An 18337-nucleotide genomic window follows, 5' to 3' on the forward strand; every position below is an offset into this window, starting at 1 on the left:
AAAAGGATTTACATCGGCATGTAAAAGCATTTACGTCGGCATGTAACGTCTTTTACCTGGGCATGTAAAAGACAGCAGATGCCCGGTCACCAGTCGTATTCCTCCACATATCCGTCAAAGTATTCGTCCAACCGCACGCCTAACTTCCTGGCAAGCGCAACCACCTGCTGCTGCTCGGCCGGTGACAGCAACGTTTCTCCTTTCCGCTTCTGATAATATCTCCTGACTCCCCAACTACCGATCAGACGACACCTGAACGTACCCGACACACTGACCGCCAAGGCTCCGGCCGTACACAGGAACCCTTTGGCATAACGCACTTTCTCGTTGGAACGGTAATACTTGCACTTCCCCGCCATCGCTTCTATCGCTTTCAGATGCAATGTCGGAGGAAAAACAACATTTGCCGGAATACGGTCGTATGCGATCCGCCTGAGACAAGTGTCGCCGCGAGGACAGTCTGCCGCACATAAACCGTAATTAGAAGGAATTTTAGAATAAGATGTGTCTTTCATCATAGTTCTTGTATTTTAATGATTACATAGCAAAGGTACGATAATTCGTTCCCGCCGCAAGCCGGCAGGCGGAAATCGGTGAAACTTTCCAAAGGCTGACAAAAAGATACGAGTAACGACAAAAATAATAGGATACGAATAGGTTAGGATTCCAATTTATGCTTACCTTTGGTTGCATTAAATTAAATTTATAATATCATGTTCGCAAAAGAAACTTATATCGCCCGCAGGGCTAAATTAAAACAGACGATAGGTTCCGGCCTGCTGTTATTTTTGGGTAACGATGAGTCAGGCATGAACTATGCCGATAACACATACCATTTCCGCCAGGATTCCACTTTTCTGTATTTCTTCGGGCTTCCCTACGCCGGGCTGTCCGCCATCATCGACATAGACAACAACCGTGAGATCATTTTCGGCGACGAACTGACGATCGACGCAATCGTCTGGATGGGAACACAGCCGACGCTGAAGGAAAAGAGCGAAGCAGCCGGTATCACCGAAGTACGTCCGTTCAAGGAAATCGAAACCTATCTGAAGAATGCGCAGCAGAAAGGCCAACCGATTCATTACCTGCCGACTTACCGCGCCGAACACCAGATCAAGCTGTTCCAGTGGTTAGGCGTCGTTCCGGGAGCCGAAAAACCTTCCGTACCTTTTATTATGGGCGTTGTCAACCAGCGTAACTATAAGAGCGAAGAAGAAATTGCCGAAATAGAAAAGGCTTGTATCGTGACAGCCGACATGCATCTGGCCGCCATGCGCACCGTTCGTCCGGGCATCCGCGAAAGCGAAGTGGCCGCCGCCGTTGCCGAAGTTGCTTATGCCAACAATTACGAACTCTCTTTCCCGATCATCGCGACGATCAACGGGCAGACGTTGCACAACCATGATCATAGCAATTTGATCAAGAGTGGCGACATGCTTCTGCTCGATGCCGGCGCCGAAACGGAGATGGGATATGCCGGCGATATGTCGTCAACGATTCCTGCCGATGCCAAGTTTACAACTCGCCAACGTGAGATCTATGATATCCAGGTGGCTGCCCACGAAGCGGCTGTTGCAGCTTTGCGTCCGGGCATCCCGTTTGTCGATGTATATGAATTGTCCTGCAAAGTGATCATGGAAGGCCTGAAAGAGTTGGGCTTCGTGAAAGGCGATCCGATGGAAGCGGTCAAAGCCGGTGCTCATGCCATGTTCATGCCTTGTGGCCTGGGACACATGATGGGACTGGACGTTCACGATATGGAAAACTTAGGCGAAGTCTACGTCGGATATGACGGCCAACCGAAGAGCACGGAGTTCGGACGCAAGTCTCTCCGCCTCGGACGTAAGTTGGAACCGGGCTTTGTCCTGACTATCGAGCCGGGCGTTTACTTTATCCCCGAACTGATGGATCTCTGGAGAAGCCAGAACAAGTTCACCGAATTTATCAATTACGACAAGCTGTTCACATATAAAGATTTCAGCGGTATCCGCAACGAAGAGGACTATTTGATCACCGAAAACGGCGCCCGCCTGTTAGGTAAAAAGATCCCCGTCCGTGCTGAAGAGGTCGAAGCGATAAGAAAATAAAAACAAAACAGAAATGACGAGAGTGCCCCTGTTGTATTAACGGGATACATCCTCGTCATTTCTGCCTGATTTTTTACAACTTTTATCCCTTGATCTGCCTATTCGTGCAGGATCAGGACAAGCGCACCGAAGGCATGAGGGACGATTGTTCCATATCTCTGATAAAACGGTATTATTTTAAGAAAACACTTTTTACTTAAAATAATTATTCGTTCCTTCGCCTCACAATTACAATCGTATGGGACAAAAAGACGAAATAATACTGATAAACATAAATGGTACGGATCGTCCGGGGGTGACCGCCGCCCTTACCGAGATACTGGCCAAGAACAACGCGGTTATCCTGGACATCGGTCAAGCTGATATCCACAACAACCTCTCTTTAGGCATCTTATTTCAAAGTAGCGAAGGCAATTCGGGGGATATTCTGAAAGAGTTACTCTTCAAAAGTTATGAGCTTGATGTAAATATCCGTTTCAACCCGATCACCGAGGAAGCTTATAACCAATGGGTTTCCATGCAAGGCAAGAACCGGTATATAATAACGATTCTGGGCCGGAAACTGACTGCCCGACAAATCGCAGGTGTTACACGCATTGTTGCCGACCAGGACATGAACATCGACGACATCAAGCGTTTGACGGGACGTATCCCTTTGGACGAGAATGCCCGGACGCCGAAAGCCAGTGTAGAATTCTCCGTGCGCGGTACACCGAGGGACAAGGAACAGATGAAGGCCGATTTCATGAAACTCTCTGCCGAGCAGGAGATGGATATATCTTTTCAGGAAGAAAGCATGTATCGACGCATGCGTCGCCTGATCTGCTTCGATATGGATTCGACATTGATTGAAACGGAAGTTATCGACGAACTGGCTATCCGAGCCGGTGTCGGTGATCAAGTGAAAGCCATTACCGAAGCGGCCATGCGGGGAGAAATTGACTTCTGCGAAAGTTTCCGTCAACGTTGTGCCTTGTTGAAAGGCTTGGATGTCTCCGTTATGCAGGAAATAGCCGAGAACCTGCCGATTACCGAAGGGGTAGACCGTCTGATGCGTATATTGAAAAAGGTAGGCTTCAAGATTGCGATCCTTTCCGGAGGATTTACTTATTTTGGCAACTATCTGAAACAGAAATACAACATTGACTACGTCTACGCCAACGAGCTTGAAGTGGAAAATGGAAAGCTGACCGGACGTCATGTCGGCGACATCGTGGACGGGAAACGCAAAGCGGAACTGCTCCGTCTTATTGCACAAGTCGAGAATGTGGATATCCGCCAGACGGTCGCTGTCGGAGACGGAGCCAACGACTTGCCGATGATCAGTATTGCCGGTCTTGGAATCGCTTTCCATGCCAAACCAAAAGTAAAGGCTACGGCCAAACAGTCCATTTCAACGATCGGGCTTGACGGTATCCTGTATTTCTTGGGCTATAAAGATTCCTATCTGGATGAAAAAATGTGACATTGATTTATTATATAGATAAATAATCATAAATAGTAAAATGATCAGACACATCGTAATGTTTAAATTGAAGGAGTTTGCAACTCCGGCCGACAAGCAGGCTAAAATGCAGGAAATCAAAACAGGATTAGAAGCATTGATCGACAAAATCGACGTCTTGCGCATGATCCGCGTAGATTTTAACGTGAATCCGGCAGAGACATGGGATATCATCCTTACTACGGAGCTGGATACACTTGAGGATGTCGGAACGTATGCCAACCATCCCGAACATGTAGCCGTATCCAAGGGCATCATCGGTCCCGTCAAGGCAGACAGAGCTTGCGTCGATTATGAATATTAACAAGCGAAGAGTATCATGAAAGACTTTGATCTTGAAGAACGAGTAAACCGTGCAGTTCAGAATTTCGAAGCAGGTTATAATTGTGCACAATCTGTCTTTCTGGCTTACTCGGATATCTTTGAATTGGATATGGAGACAGCCAAGAAAATGTCTGTCTCTTTTGGAGGAGGTGTAGGTCGTATGCGCGAAATTTGCGGAACAGTCAGCGCAATGGCTATGTTAGCGGGATTCAAATATCCGGTTCAGGACATTTCCGATCAGGAAGCCCGCACCAGGAATTATGCAATGGTACAGAAAATGGCTGACATGTTCAAGGAGAAAAACGGGACAATCATCTGCCGCAACCTTTTGCCTCCTGAAGACGCAGCAGCTACGACACCGGCACCAGCCGCCCGTACGCAAGAATATTATAAGAAGCGCCCTTGCGGAAGATTCGTTGGAGATTCGGCTCGCATTGCAGGAAGAATGCTGAAAGGAGAATTGGATTGATGGCTTATGCCATCAATCTGATTTGTGTAACAATGCCTAAACTCCGTATTTCATTGAATAAGTTCGTATAGGAAGAGATCGCCTTTACATTCACTTTGTATGTGATAACAGATCGATCCTCTTTATAAAACGTCTCGAAAGAGACACTTACGATAAAAACGCCTTTACTTTCCAATATCTTCCGGACAGCCTTCAAATCGGGGGTCGCCGTAGAACAGGTGATAGTCAGGATCTTATTGACACCATTCAAGAACATTCTTCTCTCCAAACGTTCCAGACTGACCAAAATAAAAAGTGTTATGACAGTTGCAATAGCAGCCGGAATATACATTCCGGCTCCCACTGCCAAACCTATTACTGCCATTACCCAGATACAAGCTGCCGTCGTCAGCCCATGAACACTTCCGTGACTTTGGATAATTGCTCCAGCTCCAAGAAAACCGATACCCGAAAGCACTTGTGCCGCAATACGTCCCGGATCGCCATTCAAGAAGTTAGGATAACATTGCGGAATCCAGATAGAGACCAGCATAGCTGCAGTCGAACCCATACAAATCAATGTAAAGGTACGCATTCCCGCCTCCCGTCTTCTGAACTGGCGCTCTATCCCGATGACAGCTCCCAAGAGAAAACTGATCAACAACTTTACAGTTGCCGTATAAGGAGTAATAACCGTGTTTTGTAATATGTCGTTTATCTGTTCTAACATACTTATTGCTTTAGTAACACACAAATATGAACATTTGTTTGATTACTTGACCTCTGTAATTTCAATCACATGACTATTTGTCGGCCGACTTGAAAACACAGGAATGCCTACATTCATCAGAAACTCTCCGGAGAACGTTTTACCGTTGCAGGCCAACCTGGATTGCGTACCCGGAATCAGGTTGATTTCTTTCAATTCGTAACGGGCATCCTCCTTCAAGCCCTCTAAACGAAGGGGTTGTATCGACTCTGCGTATCTCGGATGGATATCGAAGGCAAACAGAACAGCTTTGTCTGCATTGTCGTTGGCATACATAACAGCAGCATGCTGGCTTTCATAAGGCGACTGCAAACGGTATTGGTCACCGTCTAAAATAACATCATCCAAACGTTTGAAGTTAGCCACCGCCTCTTTACAGTATTGCTGATCTGCCTGGTTCATTTCGTGAATACGGATGTCGAAACCTAACTTACACATACTGGCTACGTCTGTGCGGAACTTAACCGGCTGTTTACCCCAACTCGTTACGTGGGCAGCCATACTTTTAGCGGGAAAGAAGTGAGAATAACCCCATTGGATAAAAATGCGCTCTACGGCATCCGTATTATCGCTCGGCCAAAACTCGGTGAAATATTTCAACGCTTCATAGTCACAACGTCCACCACCACCGGAACACAGCATCATCGGCAGATTCGGATATTTCTGTTTGATCCGTTCCAGCACATTATAAAGACCGCGTACATACTCAATGTATAAATGGGACTGCTGATCTTTCAGATACGGAGAGTAGATATTCGTTATCGGGCTGTTGCAATCCCACTTGAAATAGGCGATACCCGGATATTTCGTCATCAGATTGTCTACCACACCATATACATAATCCTGGACTTTCGGATTAGTCAAATCCAAAACCATCTGATTTCTAAAGTAATACTCGTCACGATTCGGCAAATGAATCACCCAGTCCTTATGTTTCTCATACAACTCGCTTTTAGGGTTTACCATTTCCGGTTCGATCCACAAACCGAACTTAATGCCTCTGTCCGTCGCTTCCTTCACCAACTTTCCGATACCGTTAGGCAGCTTGGTTACGGTTTCTTCCCAATCCCCCAAGCCTTGACGGTCACTGCTACGAGGATACTTATTGGCGAACCAGCCGTCGTCGAGCAGGAACATATCGACTCCTAATGCAACGGCTTCATCCATAATATTCACCAGTTTATCTTCATTAAAGTCAAAATAGGTCGCTTCCCAGTTGTTCAGCAATGTCATACGGGATTTCTCACCGTCCTTCAACTGATATTTGCGTGCCCAACGCTGGAAATCGCGGCTGGCTTTCCCCTTACCTTCCGTGCTGTAGGTGAAAATGAACTCCGGTGTGCGGAACACTTCATTCGGTTTCAACGAGTACTCCGATGCATACGGGTTGATACCGGAAAGTACGCGCAAGCCATTTTCATTATCCACTTCAAACGTAAAACGATAATTTCCTGTCCATCCGATAGTTCCGAATAATACATCTCCGGCATTCTCTTCCGCTTTCCTGTCCAGAGCAAGCAAAAAAAACGGAGAACAAAACATGTTGGCACGACTCCCCAACTTGGTATCCAACATCTTTTTACCGAAAGCCAGCTCGGTTTCCTTCATATTGACTTCATGTGCCCAGTCTCCTGCAAATTCGGTCAGAAAATACTTGCTGCCGTTCAGATGCAACAAAGAGGAAGCATAGTTATAAAGGGTGACAGGCTTCTTCTCCTGATGCGAGATCTCCGCATATTCCTTGATGATGTTTTCCTTCGGATAAGCGATGAAATGCAACTTCACTTCGACCGGATATTTATCATCTTTCAAAAGAATTACCGTCTCGTCAACTCCCGGCTGAAGCTGTTTGTTTTCGTGGGAGATATATTTCAGGAGCAGTGACGAGTTACCGTCATTATGCAAAACACGGATAGCCGGCTCGAAATAATCTTCCATGCCATGTGTCAGATAGGCTTCATTACCGAGAGGTAATTGTACGATATCCGAATCGAATGACAGTTTTTGTCCCAGATAAGATTGATACAGGCGGCCATTTTTATCATCAACCTTATAAATAAGGCTAATGTCATCGGTTGTAATTGGAATTACAGTTTTTCCATTTGCACTCAGCGTCGCTGATATCGCTATTAGACATAGCAAAAAAAGATGTCTGATCTTCATGTTTTTCTTCTATAATTTATTAATTTAGATATTACAAATTCAAGGTTTATTTTATATACGAACAAAGATATTATAATTATTGGAATAATGATAGTCCAAACGAATAAAAATTACAAGAAAAAGCCTGTAAAACGCATAAAATAAGTCGTTTTACAGGCTTTTCTTTAATTTTTATTCCGAAAAGGATTATCTCATCCTGTTTTTATACTTCCAAAGCTCCGATCAGTTCGCGGACAGACGAAAAACCATGTCTGTCACAATAGTCGTTCATCCCTTCGATAACCTTTATACCAACAGCTGGATCTACAAAATTGTAGGTTCCGATCTGGATTGCTGTAGCTCCGGCCAGCATGAACTCCACCGCATCTTTCCAGTTCGAAATACCTCCCAAACCGATAATAGGAATCTTTACAGCCTTATAAGTCTGCCATACCATCCGCAAGGCAACCGGCTTTACACAGGGACCGGAAAGACCACCGGTTATTGTAGATAATACCGGTTTACGCTTCTCCGCGTCAATGGCCATCCCCAGCATAGTATTAATCAATGAAACGGAATCTGCTCCTTCGGCTTCGACCGCTCTAGCAATCTCCGTAATGTCGGTCACATTAGGGGAAAGTTTTACAATAAGGGTCTTCGGATAAACCTTGCGGACAGCCTTCACCACTTCACTTGCCCCACAAGTCGTCACTCCAAAAGCCATACCTCCCTGCTTTACATTCGGACAAGAAATATTTAGTTCGATCGCCGGAATATTGTCCAAATCTGCAATCTTCTCAGCACATTCCACATACGTTTCCACAGAGGAACCGCTCACGTTTACAATCATGTTCGTGTCGATATCCTTAATCTCCGGATAGATATGATCGACGAAATATTGTGCACCCTTATTCTGCAAACCTACGGCATTCAACATTCCCGAAGGGGTTTCCGCCATACGGGGATACAAATTCCCTTCGCGTGGCTGGATCGTTGTTCCTTTCACAAAAATACCACCCAAGCGGGAGATATCCATAAAGTCCGAATACTCAATGCCATATCCGAAAGTACCCGACGCCGTCATGACCGGGTTCTTCAATTGCAAATTACCAATGTTTACGTTTAATTCAGCCATGTCAAATTTTCAATATTAAATACAGGTCCTTCAGTACATACACACACATGATGCTCATCTTTGGTCTTCTCCACACAACATAAGCAAGCTCCTATACCACAAGCCATTGTATTTTCAAGAGAGACTTCGCATATAATAGAGTTTGCATGGGCATATTTGGCAACAGCCACCATCATCGGTTTAGGTCCACAAGTGTAAATCCGGTCGAAATGTACATCTTTCAAGATGGAATGGTTGGTCACATATCCCTTTTCGCCCAATGAGCCGTCTTCTGTTGTAACATAGACTGTTCCAAACTGTTCGAACTGTTCCAATTGTAACACATCTTCCTTTGAACGGGCTCCTAAAAGGAACGTAGGTGCGTAACCGGCTTTTTTCAGGATGGATCCCAAATACAACATCGGGGCTGTCCCGACACCACCACCGATCAGCAGTAATTTTTGTTCTTTATCGGCAGGCAGCGTGAAACCGTTTCCCAAAGGCAACATGATGTTAACAACATCACCCGGTTTATACTTAGCCATCCGGCGTGTTCCGTCACCGACCAACTGGACGAGCAACCACAGTTCATTGGTCGCTCTGTCGACATAATTAATTGAGATCGGACGACGAAGAAATGTTGTAGGAGAGTTATCCACACGTACCTGTACGAACTGTCCCGGCAACATTTCCGGCAGGATCTGATCAGATGTTAGTTTGAGCAGGCAATAATTTTTGTGAAGGCTACAGTTTTCAGTCACCTTCATGTCAAGCATGTACTTCTTCATATAATATGATTAGTCTAATTCTATACAAAGATACATGAATATGGTATATAAACCAAAACAAGCTATTCTTTCTTATTTTTTTCAGAAACAAAAGTGTCAAATGTATTATCGGAATAGAATACCATTATTTTACTTACTTTTCTGGTTGCTGTTTCTTGCTGTATAATTTGCTCAACAACAGTAGGTTTTACAGTGTTTACAGGTGTATCAACCCTCATTTCCTTGCGATATTCAAGAGCAGCTTGCCCTCCGGACGGATTTATCGCCGTATTTGAGAACAAATCGGGTTGTGTTGACATATGATCTCGCACCATTTCGCCTTTACCGAAAAGGAGCCAGTCGGAATCGACATAAGTGAACCGATCCAGAATTTTTATAAGGACATCCAAGCTTACATTATTTCTTCCGTTCAAAATATGCGACATTGCTGAACGCTGGATACCGATTGCTTCTGCAAATTTAGAAGGGGTCAAGCCTTCACGCTCCATTATTTGAGTAATACGTCCTATCATTTTTGTAAATCCGAATTTGTTTATAGAAATACTGCCATTATGTCTGTTTACATGGAAGGAATGTATACAAATCAATAACGATACAAATATACACAATGATTCTCAATTGTACAATTTAATTATATAAACTTAAACTAATACTTTTGTATCACATGGATAACAATTGTTTCCGTTAAGATTGTGAACAGGTTGTTTTAATGTAAAAATCATATTAAAGTATTACTTAATAGATAGGATATATTTTACTGTTAATCTTTTAATTAATAGAAAACGAGATTGAGATAACACGCCTATTTAGCCATAATTGTACGCATATGTAACAAAATAGTTAATGCATTAAATTAATAATCCTGTATAATCATTTGGTATATGATTACTTATGCTAAAAATATAAAGTAGAGATAAAATTGTTACTTTTGTCGGTTTATGATAGTAATGTAAACATAAACAAATGTTACACCCCTGTTATATGTTTACAAAATAGAATCGTATAATGGCTATCTTTTGTACAAAAAGGGTTGTTTACATTTCTAACAAGCACTATTCCGTTCACAATTCAATACCGAACTAAAAATACTTGATTTCATAAACTGACAAAGTGTCTCTAATTTGTACTTGTACGATTTATGGACGAACATACTTTTATGCAGCTAAGGTTTTCCCTCTCCATTTTTGTGATTTTTGTGAACAGATATTCAGGAAAAGGCAAATATTAAAATCTAAGTAGGGTAAAATCAACGATAAAAGATTGAGAAACAATAAGAAGAGGCTTTTTATCCGGTTCAATTTTTCTGTTGTTCCAGATAAAAAGCCTCTTCTTTAGGCCAATCAAGTATAAAAAACGGTTTAATGCAGGATTTTGTAGAGTAATTCCTTTAAAAGTTCGGCATCGGAAACAGAAGCGTTTTCCACTCCCTTCGAACGGGCATCCGTCATACGGATATCGCTGATCAGGTTGAACACTTTCATCGCCGAATAGTTTCGCATCCCTAAAAGATAATCCTTAACCTGGAATGTCCCCCGAAGTCCGAGTGCCGTCATCAAGCCGGCTTCGGAACGATCCTTCGTATAATAACAAATCAGGAGGTTCGAGAAATAGTTAAATAATACAGGAAGGGTCATCTGGATCGGATTACTTTTCGGGTTCTTCTCGAAGTATTGGGCAATACGGTTCGCCTTCAAGATATCTTTCATGGCAAGTGCCTTTATCAGTTCAAAGTTATTGTACTCTTTACTGATTCCGATATTTTGCTCCACCAGTTCCGGCGTGATGCGTTTTGCGCCTTTTTCAGGCAGGATCAGTGCCAGCTTGTCCAATTCCTTACTCAGACGGCTTAAATCGTTTCCAAGGAAGTCTGAAAGCATCTGAGACGCCTTTCCGTCTATCCCTATGGAACGCATCTGCATAAAAGAGGCGATAAATGCCGGCATCTTGTAGTCGGGAATCTTTTTGGACTCGAACAGCACCCCGGTTTTATCTGTTGCGGAAGCCAGCGCCTTGCGGCGATCTAAGTTTTTATATTTATAATTGATGACCAGAACTGTCGACATTAAAGGGTTCTTAACATAGTTCGACAGAAGCTCGATATCACGAATTAATTGAGCCTCCCGGACAACCACTAACTGATATTTTGACATCATCGGGAAACGGCGGGCAGCGTTAATTATAGATGCTGCATCCGTATCTGCTCCATACATGATAATTTGGTTAAAATCCCGTTCGGATTCTTCCAATACATTTTCGAGTAGCAAGTCTGTTATCTGATCCATAAAAAACGGTTCGTCACCCATCATTATATAGACAGGAGCGAATTTTTTTGCAACGATATCCCGACATATTTCCTCGTATGTATATTCTTTTTTTGCCATATTTGTGTGCGATCTCAATTAAAATTACCAACTGAAACGGATGTGACGGATCGTCTTCTTTCCATCAATAATCTGGCGAAGCGCTTCCACTCCCAACATTACATGCTCTTTCGCAAAATTCCGGGTCACCTCGCGATCGCTGGCTTCCGTTTTCACCCCGGCTTCTTCCATAGGTTTGTCGGAAATCATCAATAAAGCTCCTGTCGGAATCTCGTTTGCAAAGCCTGCCGTAAACAAGGTTGCTGTCTCCATATCGATACCGGTAGCGTGTGTACGGCGAAGGTAGTTTTTGAAATCGCTGTCATATTCCCATACCCGTCGGTTCGTCGTGTAGACAGTCCCGGTCCAGTAGTCTTTCCCCCGGTCACGTATGGCGGACGAGATGGCGCGCATCATCGAGAAAGCCGGGAGCGACGGCACTTCTGCCGGCAGATATTCGTTCGAAGTGCCTTCTCCTCGGATAGCCGCAATCGGCATGACATAATCTCCCAGGTTGTTCGCCTTCTTCAATCCTCCGCATTTCCCCAGAAAAAGGACGGCAGTCGGCTTTATCGCCGATAGCAAATCCATAATTGTCGCCGCATTCGCGCTCCCCATCCCGAAGTTGATAATTGTGATGCCATTGGCCGCTGCGTTCGGCATGGAGTTTTTCAGTCCCAGGATCGGCACGTTAAAATGGTCGGCAAACAGTTCCACATACTTCGTGAAGTTGGTAAGCAGGATATATTTGTCGAAGTCTTCCAGCTTCCGCTCCGTATAGCGCGGCAACCAATTCTCGACAATTTCTTGTTTTGTTTTCATAAATCACTACCTTTGATGGTCTATTTTCACAGAATAAAAGAACAAATATAGTAAATGCTTGCATTAAACTTACCTGGTTTTGCGCCTAAAGTAGCAGAAAAAGATGGAAAACGTACGATCTTCGATCCCGTACGGCAAAAATATGTGGCTCTCACTCCTGAAGAATGGGTACGTCAGCATTTTGTCAATTATCTGATCACTCGGAAAAGCTACCCGAAAGAACTGCTGGCAAACGAAGTGCTGGTCAAGCTGAATGGAACCTCCAAACGTTGCGATACGGTTGCTTACAGCCGTTTTCTTGAACCTCTGGTCATCGTCGAGTACAAGGCTCCCCATATAAACATTACCAACACTGTTTTCGACCAAATAGCCCGTTATAACATGGTGCTACGTGTCGAATACCTGATTGTTAGCAATGGCTTAAACCACTATTGCTGCAAAATCGACTATAACAACCGGGCATACACTTTTTTGGAAGGAATACCCGCATACAACGAATTATAAACCTCGTTTTTACCGATATTAACATCCGATATACAAACCTTTACATCCAAATGCCAGGACCTTTTTTGTCAAAACAGGGCGGAAAAAATCCTCTGCATCCCCATCTTCACGCCTGTACACCCGGATGTAGGCTCCTTGAACATCCGGATGTCCGTCCTCCCTACACCCGGATGTTTACGGACAAATGTAGTTAGTTTACTAAAAATAAGACCGTTAGTTCTACAAACGGATCCCTTTATTTCTCTCAAAAAAGAAACGGATGTCTTGTGATAGGGTGTGATAGAAGTGTGATAGAGAAAACAAAATAGTATCACTTGTTATCGCCATTGAAAAACAAAGGCAACGCCCGGCCGGGTGATAGAGTGATACTACAAAAGCAAAACAACACGGGTAAACAACAAAACTCTAACTAAAACTTACAGAACGGATGCGGTCTGATCCCTATATATCATAATGGAATCGGACATCTGCATATTGGCCGGTCTGTCGACATACACGGAATTACTATCCTTTATGACAGGTTGGTCAGTTGTTTTCTTCTCATCGAAGATTAGTGAATAACCTAAGATTACTGCAAAAAAAGATAATATCAATGCTTTCATATTCTATTACAATTTTAATATCATATATAAGTATGATGTATTCAAAACGCAAAACGCTGCACTATATTACAAAAGAAATGTATTTTCTTTGTAATTCTTTCGTAACAACTCGTCCTTATCCCTTGATTTTTATGGATAACAGGTTAATACACAGAATAGTTCAAAAAAAATCGGGGAAAGAATAAATATCCTTCCCCGATTCTATTATTGTCATGTTTCGAATGATCTGTTACGCGCCGAAATCGTCGAAATGCAACATTTCACGCGGCACGCCCAGATTGTCCAGCATATTTTCCACTGCCTTTGACATCGGGCCCGGACCACACATGTAGTATTCGATATCTTCCGGAGCTTCGTGATCCTTCAGATATGTATCGTAGATTACTTGGTGAACGAAACCGGCCGTGTACTTCACTCCTGCCGCATCGGCTGCCGGATCCGGACGGTCGAGTGCCAGATGGAATGTGAAGTTCGGGAATTCCTTTTCGATTTCCAGGAAATCTTCCAGATAGAACACTTCGTTCAAGGCACGGGCGCCATAGAAGTATGACATCTTGCGATCCGTAGTCTTGAGTGTCTTCGTCATGTGCATGATCTGAGCACGAAGCGGAGCCATACCGGCACCACCACCGACCCACATCATCTCTCTCTTCGAATCGAAGATCGGATGGAAATCACCATAAGGACCGCTCATCGTCACCTTATCACCCGGTTTCAGGGTAAAGATATAAGAAGAAGCTATACCCGGCATCACATCCTGGAAGCCCACTTCGGGTTTCGGTTTGAACGGCGGAGTGGCTATACGAACCGTCAACATGATGCGGTCACCTTCTGCAGGATAGTTGGCCATAGAGTAAGCACGGATGGTCGGTGTGTCGTTCTTGCATTTCAACGTGAACAAACCGAACTTTTCCCAAGCCGGCAGATATTCTTCGCCGATCAGCGACTTGTCGATATCCTTGTTGTAATCCATTGCGTATGCCGGAATCTTGATCTGGGCATAAGAACCCGGCAGGAAGTCCATGTGTTCACCCTTAGGCAACGCCACGATAAACTCTTTGATGAAAGTAGCCACGTTCTTGTTGGAAATGACTTCGCATTCCCATTCCTTTACACCGAAAACTTCGTCCGGAACCTGAACGACCATATCTTCCTTCACTTTGCACTGACATGCCAGACGCCAGTGTTCCTTAATCTGTTTACGAGAGAAAAAGCCCTTTTCTGTCGGCAGGATTTCCCCGCCTCCTTCCAATACCTGTGCACGGCACTGGCCACATTTACCACCACCACCACAAGCTGAAGACAAGAAGATACCACCACTTTGCAAACCAGCCAGCAAAGTGCTTCCTATCGGAGTCTCAATATCTTTTTCTCCATTTACCTTCAGGTCTACATTTCCTGACGGTACCAATTTTGCTTTGGCCGCCAACAACGCACCCACCAGGATCAGCGTAATCACCAAGAAGATCACGGCACCTGCTGCGATTGTAAGACTGCCAGTCGTCATTAATAAAGTCATTTCTGTAATAAGTTTAATGCGTTAATATTATATCTTAAGACCTGAGAAGCACATGAATGCCATACCCATCAAACCTGTGATGATAAAGGTGATACCAAGACCTTTCAACGGTTTGGGGATATCCGAGTATGCCAGCTTTTCACGGATGGCAGCCATACCGACGATAGCCAACATCCAACCGATACCAGAACCTAAGCCATAAACAGTTGCAACACCTACGTTAGGAAATGCCTTTTGTTGCATAAACAGAGAACCACCCAGGATAGCGCAGTTTACAGCGATCAGCGGCAAAAAGATACCCAGAGAAGCGTACAGAGCCGGAGCAAACTTTTCCACTACCATTTCCACCAGCTGCGTAAACGAAGCGATGATGGCGATAAAGATAATGAAAGCAAGGAAGCTCAGGTTTACACCAGCGAATTCAGCACCCAGCCATTGCAGAGCACCTTCCTTCAATACATAATTTTCAAGCATATAGTTGATCGGCAACGTACATGTCAGAATGAACGTCACAGCCATACCTAATCCCAAAGCAGTCTTTACGTTCTTGGAAACAGCCAGGAAAGAACACATACCCAGATAGTATGCGAAAATCATGTTGTCTACAAAGATCGAGCGGACAAATGTGCTTAATAATTCTTCCATTCTATTATTTTTTTAATAGTTAGCATTAATTTTCCTGAAGTTCCTTGTTACGAGAACGGTGAACCCAAATAATCACGGCAATCACGATCAATGCCATCGGAGGCAGGATCATCAAACCGTTGTTCACATAACCGAAGTCATAGAATGCCTGCGGAATAACCTGGAATCCCAGCAACGTGCCGGAACCTAACAGCTCGCGGAAGAAACCGACGATCACCAGGATCAATGCATAGCCTAAACCGTTACCGATACCGTCAAGGAATGATTCCCACGGACCGTTACCCAGTGCAAATGCTTCCAGACGTCCCATCAGGATACAGTTGGTAATGATCAGACCCACAAACACTGAAAGCTGTTTGTTTACGTCATAAGCAAACGCTTTCAGCACTTCACTCACGATAGTCACCAATGCAGCCACCACCACCAGCTGCACAATGATACGGATACGGTTTGGAATCGTATTACGCAGCAGTGAAATGATCACGTTGGCAAAAGCCACAACAGCCGTTACTGAAATACCCATTACAATAGCCGGCTCCAGTTTTGATGTTACAGCCAGCGCAGAGCAGATACCCAACATCTGGACGATGACCGGGTTGTTTACGCTAAGCGGGCCTAACAGAACTTCTTTATTCTTTTCAGATAATAATCCCATTTTCTACTTAATTTTGTGAGGTTAAAAACTTAACATAACCATTCAAACTATTAAATAACATCGCCTGTACTCCCTGGCTTGTAATCGTACCGCCGGAAATACCGTCTACATAATCCTGACCGGCAACGCTCTTGCCAGGCTTAACGACCGCAATAGACTTGAATGTACCGTCCATGAACAGTTTCTTACCCTTGAATTCATTGCTGAATGCAGGTTTTGCTATTTCAGCACCCAATCCCGGAGTTTCACCCTGGTGGCTGAAATCAGCACCATAAACCGTATTCCTATCGCTGTCTACAGAAATATATCCCCACAGCGGTCCCCACAAACCGGCACCATGCAAAGCCATGATGTATTTAGGCTGGCCATCTACATTTGCAACGAAAACCGGATACTGGTGTTCGGCAGCAGCCTTCACCACATCGGCGGCAAAAGCGTCACCTTCTACTTTTTCACCATTTTCATTTACCAGAAATGCTTCTTTGATCAATTCCGAATATTTAGCTTCGGCTTCATTTGCCGGAACCGTCACGTTGATGGAGCGCAGGATCTGCTGTCTCTTGTCGTTTTCCTCGTTTTTCTGCTGGAAAGTTCTAAGCGATTGCGAAGTAAAGGCCAGCACGACTGCGACCAGAACAACCATTACGGAAGCATAAACAACAGTATACACGTTACTGTCTCTGTCCAATCCCTTTTTCTTGTCGGCAGCAGCCTCGTCTTTCATTTCTTCGAAATCGGAAGCGGGAGCTGCACATACAGGACAAACATCCGGAGCTTTATTTCCTTCGTGGATATATCCACATACTTTACATTTATATTTTGCCATACTCCTTCTTACTTTATTTGATTACACGTTTCAATCTGCGGTTGATGTTAGCTTCCACTACATAATAGTCGATTAGCGGAGCAAATACATTCATCAACAAGATAGCGAGCATCATACCTTCTGGATAACCCGGATTCAATGCACGGATAATAATAGCCATAGCTCCTACCAGGAATCCGTAGATGTACTTACCTGTTTCCGTACGGGCAGAAGTGACAGGATCGGTAGCCATAAACACGGCACCGAATGCGAAACCACCCAGGAACAAATGATCCAACGGAGATACACACATGGCCACCGTCGTTCCGATCATATTGAAGATAAGCGACATGACCGCACCACCCACAAATACGGAAACCATTGTTTTCCAACTTGCGATCTTTGTGAAAAGAAGGATAACCGCCCCGATCAGGATCGCCAATACAGATGTTTCACCGATCGAACCCGGAATCAGACCTAAGAACATGTCCCATGTGGAAATCGGATGTCCGAGAACATCGACTGCCTGGAACGAACCGATCAGTTCCTTGCCTGCGATAGCAACCTGTCCCAGCGGAGTCGCGCCAGAGAAGCCGTCTACCACCTGTCCGCCACCGATACCGAACGTATCAGCCGTACGAACAAACACCTGGTCACCGGACATAGCCGCCGGATATGCGAAGAACAAGAATGCACGTGTAACCAACGCTACATTAAATACATTATAACCTGTACCGCCAAATACTTCTTTGGCAAAAACAACTGCAAATGCAGTAGCTACGGCGATCATCCACAACGGAGTGTCAACAGGGACGATCATCGGGATCAAAATACCCGAAACCAGAAAACCTTCCTGGATTTCTTCCTTCTTCACCTGGGCAACAGCAAACTCGATACCCAAACCTACCACATACGAAACAATGATTTTAGGCAATACAGCCAGAAAACCAAAAATAAAAGTCATGAGAAATCCCGGATCAGCTCCTATTGCAAGGTTATGCTGATAACCGACATTGTACATACCAAAAAGCAAAGCGGGCAACAAAGCAATGATGACCACGGTCATCGTACGCTTCGAGTCAATATAGTCATGAATGTGTACGCCTGATTTGGAAGTTGTGCTCGGAACAAACAGGAATGTTTCGAAACCTTCAAAAACAGAACGGAACATCGCCAGCTTTCCGCCTTCCTCAAAGTTAGGCTTAATCTTGTCGAGGTAATTCCTTAACGCTTTCAATGTATTCTA

General features: G+C 44.3%; 19 protein-coding genes. 5 read left to right on the forward strand and 14 right to left on the reverse strand.

Annotation, left to right across the window (positions count from 1 at the left end):
* Window positions 1–86: 86 nt before the first annotated feature.
* Window positions 87–518, reverse strand: a complete 432-nt coding sequence (locus BHV83_RS02410; protein WP_122121016.1) for a DUF6078 family protein — start codon at window positions 516–518, stop codon at window positions 87–89.
* A 195-nt stretch (window positions 519–713) separates the two neighbouring features.
* Here BHV83_RS02410 and BHV83_RS02415 point away from each other — a divergent pair, with 195 nt between their 5' ends.
* The 4 genes from BHV83_RS02415 (at window position 714) to BHV83_RS02430 (ending at window position 4387) form a co-directional block, all read left to right on the forward strand.
* Entirely contained in the window at window positions 714–2090 is a 1377-nt protein-coding gene (locus tag BHV83_RS02415) for an aminopeptidase P family protein (protein ID WP_005643238.1), read from the forward strand.
* A gap of 238 nt (window positions 2091–2328) precedes the next feature.
* A complete protein-coding gene (serB, locus tag BHV83_RS02420) occupies window positions 2329–3555 on the forward strand; it encodes a phosphoserine phosphatase SerB (RefSeq protein ID WP_005637964.1) in 1227 nt (408 codons plus the stop codon).
* Window positions 3556–3595: 40 nt separating this feature from the next.
* Window positions 3596–3898: a Dabb family protein gene (locus BHV83_RS02425; RefSeq protein WP_005643234.1), complete on the forward strand. Its 303-nt coding sequence runs from the start codon at window positions 3596–3598 to the stop codon at window positions 3896–3898.
* A 15-nt stretch (window positions 3899–3913) separates the two neighbouring features.
* The gene (locus tag BHV83_RS02430) at window positions 3914–4387 is read left to right on the forward strand and encodes a C-GCAxxG-C-C family protein (RefSeq protein WP_005637969.1); all 474 of its coding nucleotides are present in this window, start codon (window positions 3914–3916) and stop codon (window positions 4385–4387) included.
* Between the two features lie 4 nt (window positions 4388–4391).
* Here BHV83_RS02430 and BHV83_RS02435 read toward each other — a convergent pair whose 3' ends face one another.
* The 7 genes from BHV83_RS02435 to BHV83_RS02465 form a co-directional block, all read right to left on the reverse strand.
* Window positions 4392–5096: an MgtC/SapB family protein gene (locus tag BHV83_RS02435; RefSeq protein WP_005643232.1), complete on the reverse strand. Its 705-nt coding sequence runs from the start codon at window positions 5094–5096 to the stop codon at window positions 4392–4394.
* A 42-nt stretch (window positions 5097–5138) separates the two neighbouring features.
* Complete coding sequence (locus BHV83_RS02440; protein WP_286756027.1) at window positions 5139–7298, reverse strand: alpha-galactosidase; 2160 nt, start codon at window positions 7296–7298, stop codon at window positions 5139–5141.
* 202 nt (window positions 7299–7500) lie between these two features.
* A complete protein-coding gene (locus tag BHV83_RS02445) occupies window positions 7501–8412 on the reverse strand; it encodes a dihydroorotate dehydrogenase (protein WP_046452588.1) in 912 nt (303 codons plus the stop codon).
* The gene (locus tag BHV83_RS02450; protein WP_122205928.1) at window positions 8400–9179 is read right to left on the reverse strand and encodes a dihydroorotate dehydrogenase electron transfer subunit; all 780 of its coding nucleotides are present in this window, start codon (window positions 9177–9179) and stop codon (window positions 8400–8402) included. The genes BHV83_RS02445 and BHV83_RS02450 overlap by 13 nt, the downstream gene beginning before the upstream one ends.
* Window positions 9180–9241: 62 nt before the next feature.
* Entirely contained in the window at window positions 9242–9691 is a 450-nt protein-coding gene (locus BHV83_RS02455; protein WP_022321860.1) for a helix-turn-helix domain-containing protein, read from the reverse strand.
* Between the two features lie 846 nt (window positions 9692–10537).
* Window positions 10538–11560, reverse strand: coding sequence for a DNA polymerase III subunit delta (holA, locus tag BHV83_RS02460; protein ID WP_286756032.1), 1023 nt, complete (start codon window positions 11558–11560; stop codon window positions 10538–10540).
* Window positions 11561–11584: 24 nt separating this feature from the next.
* Window positions 11585–12361, reverse strand: a complete 777-nt coding sequence (locus BHV83_RS02465) for an AMP nucleosidase (protein WP_005637985.1) — start codon at window positions 12359–12361, stop codon at window positions 11585–11587.
* Window positions 12362–12415: 54 nt separating this feature from the next.
* Between BHV83_RS02465 and BHV83_RS02470 the strand changes: the two genes are divergently transcribed.
* Complete coding sequence (locus BHV83_RS02470; RefSeq protein WP_005643227.1) at window positions 12416–12865, forward strand: type I restriction enzyme HsdR N-terminal domain-containing protein; 450 nt, start codon at window positions 12416–12418, stop codon at window positions 12863–12865.
* Between the two features lie 416 nt (window positions 12866–13281).
* Here the strand turns inward: BHV83_RS02470 and BHV83_RS02475 are convergent, their stop codons facing one another.
* From BHV83_RS02475 to BHV83_RS02500, 6 genes are all read right to left on the reverse strand, one after another.
* Window positions 13282–13467 carry a hypothetical protein gene (locus BHV83_RS02475; RefSeq protein WP_005637991.1) on the reverse strand — a complete coding sequence of 62 codons (186 nt, stop codon included), beginning with the start codon at window positions 13465–13467 and terminating at the stop codon, window positions 13282–13284.
* A 229-nt stretch (window positions 13468–13696) separates the two neighbouring features.
* Window positions 13697–14986, reverse strand: a complete 1290-nt coding sequence (gene nqrF / locus BHV83_RS02480) for an NADH:ubiquinone reductase (Na(+)-transporting) subunit F (RefSeq protein WP_005637994.1) — start codon at window positions 14984–14986, stop codon at window positions 13697–13699.
* 27 nt (window positions 14987–15013) lie between these two features.
* A complete protein-coding gene (nqrE, locus tag BHV83_RS02485) occupies window positions 15014–15631 on the reverse strand; it encodes an NADH:ubiquinone reductase (Na(+)-transporting) subunit E (RefSeq protein ID WP_005637996.1) in 618 nt (205 codons plus the stop codon).
* Between the two features lie 25 nt (window positions 15632–15656).
* Complete coding sequence (gene nqrD, locus BHV83_RS02490) at window positions 15657–16286, reverse strand: NADH:ubiquinone reductase (Na(+)-transporting) subunit D (RefSeq protein WP_005637998.1); 630 nt, start codon at window positions 16284–16286, stop codon at window positions 15657–15659.
* A 7-nt stretch (window positions 16287–16293) separates the two neighbouring features.
* The gene (gene nqrC, locus BHV83_RS02495; protein WP_005638000.1) at window positions 16294–17112 is read right to left on the reverse strand and encodes an NADH:ubiquinone reductase (Na(+)-transporting) subunit C; all 819 of its coding nucleotides are present in this window, start codon (window positions 17110–17112) and stop codon (window positions 16294–16296) included.
* 13 nt (window positions 17113–17125) lie between these two features.
* Entirely contained in the window at window positions 17126–18328 is a 1203-nt protein-coding gene (locus BHV83_RS02500; RefSeq protein ID WP_005638001.1) for an NADH:ubiquinone reductase (Na(+)-transporting) subunit B, read from the reverse strand.
* Between the last annotated feature and the right edge of the window lie 9 nt (window positions 18329–18337).

The organism is Parabacteroides sp. merdae-related_45_40 (assembly GCF_001915675.1).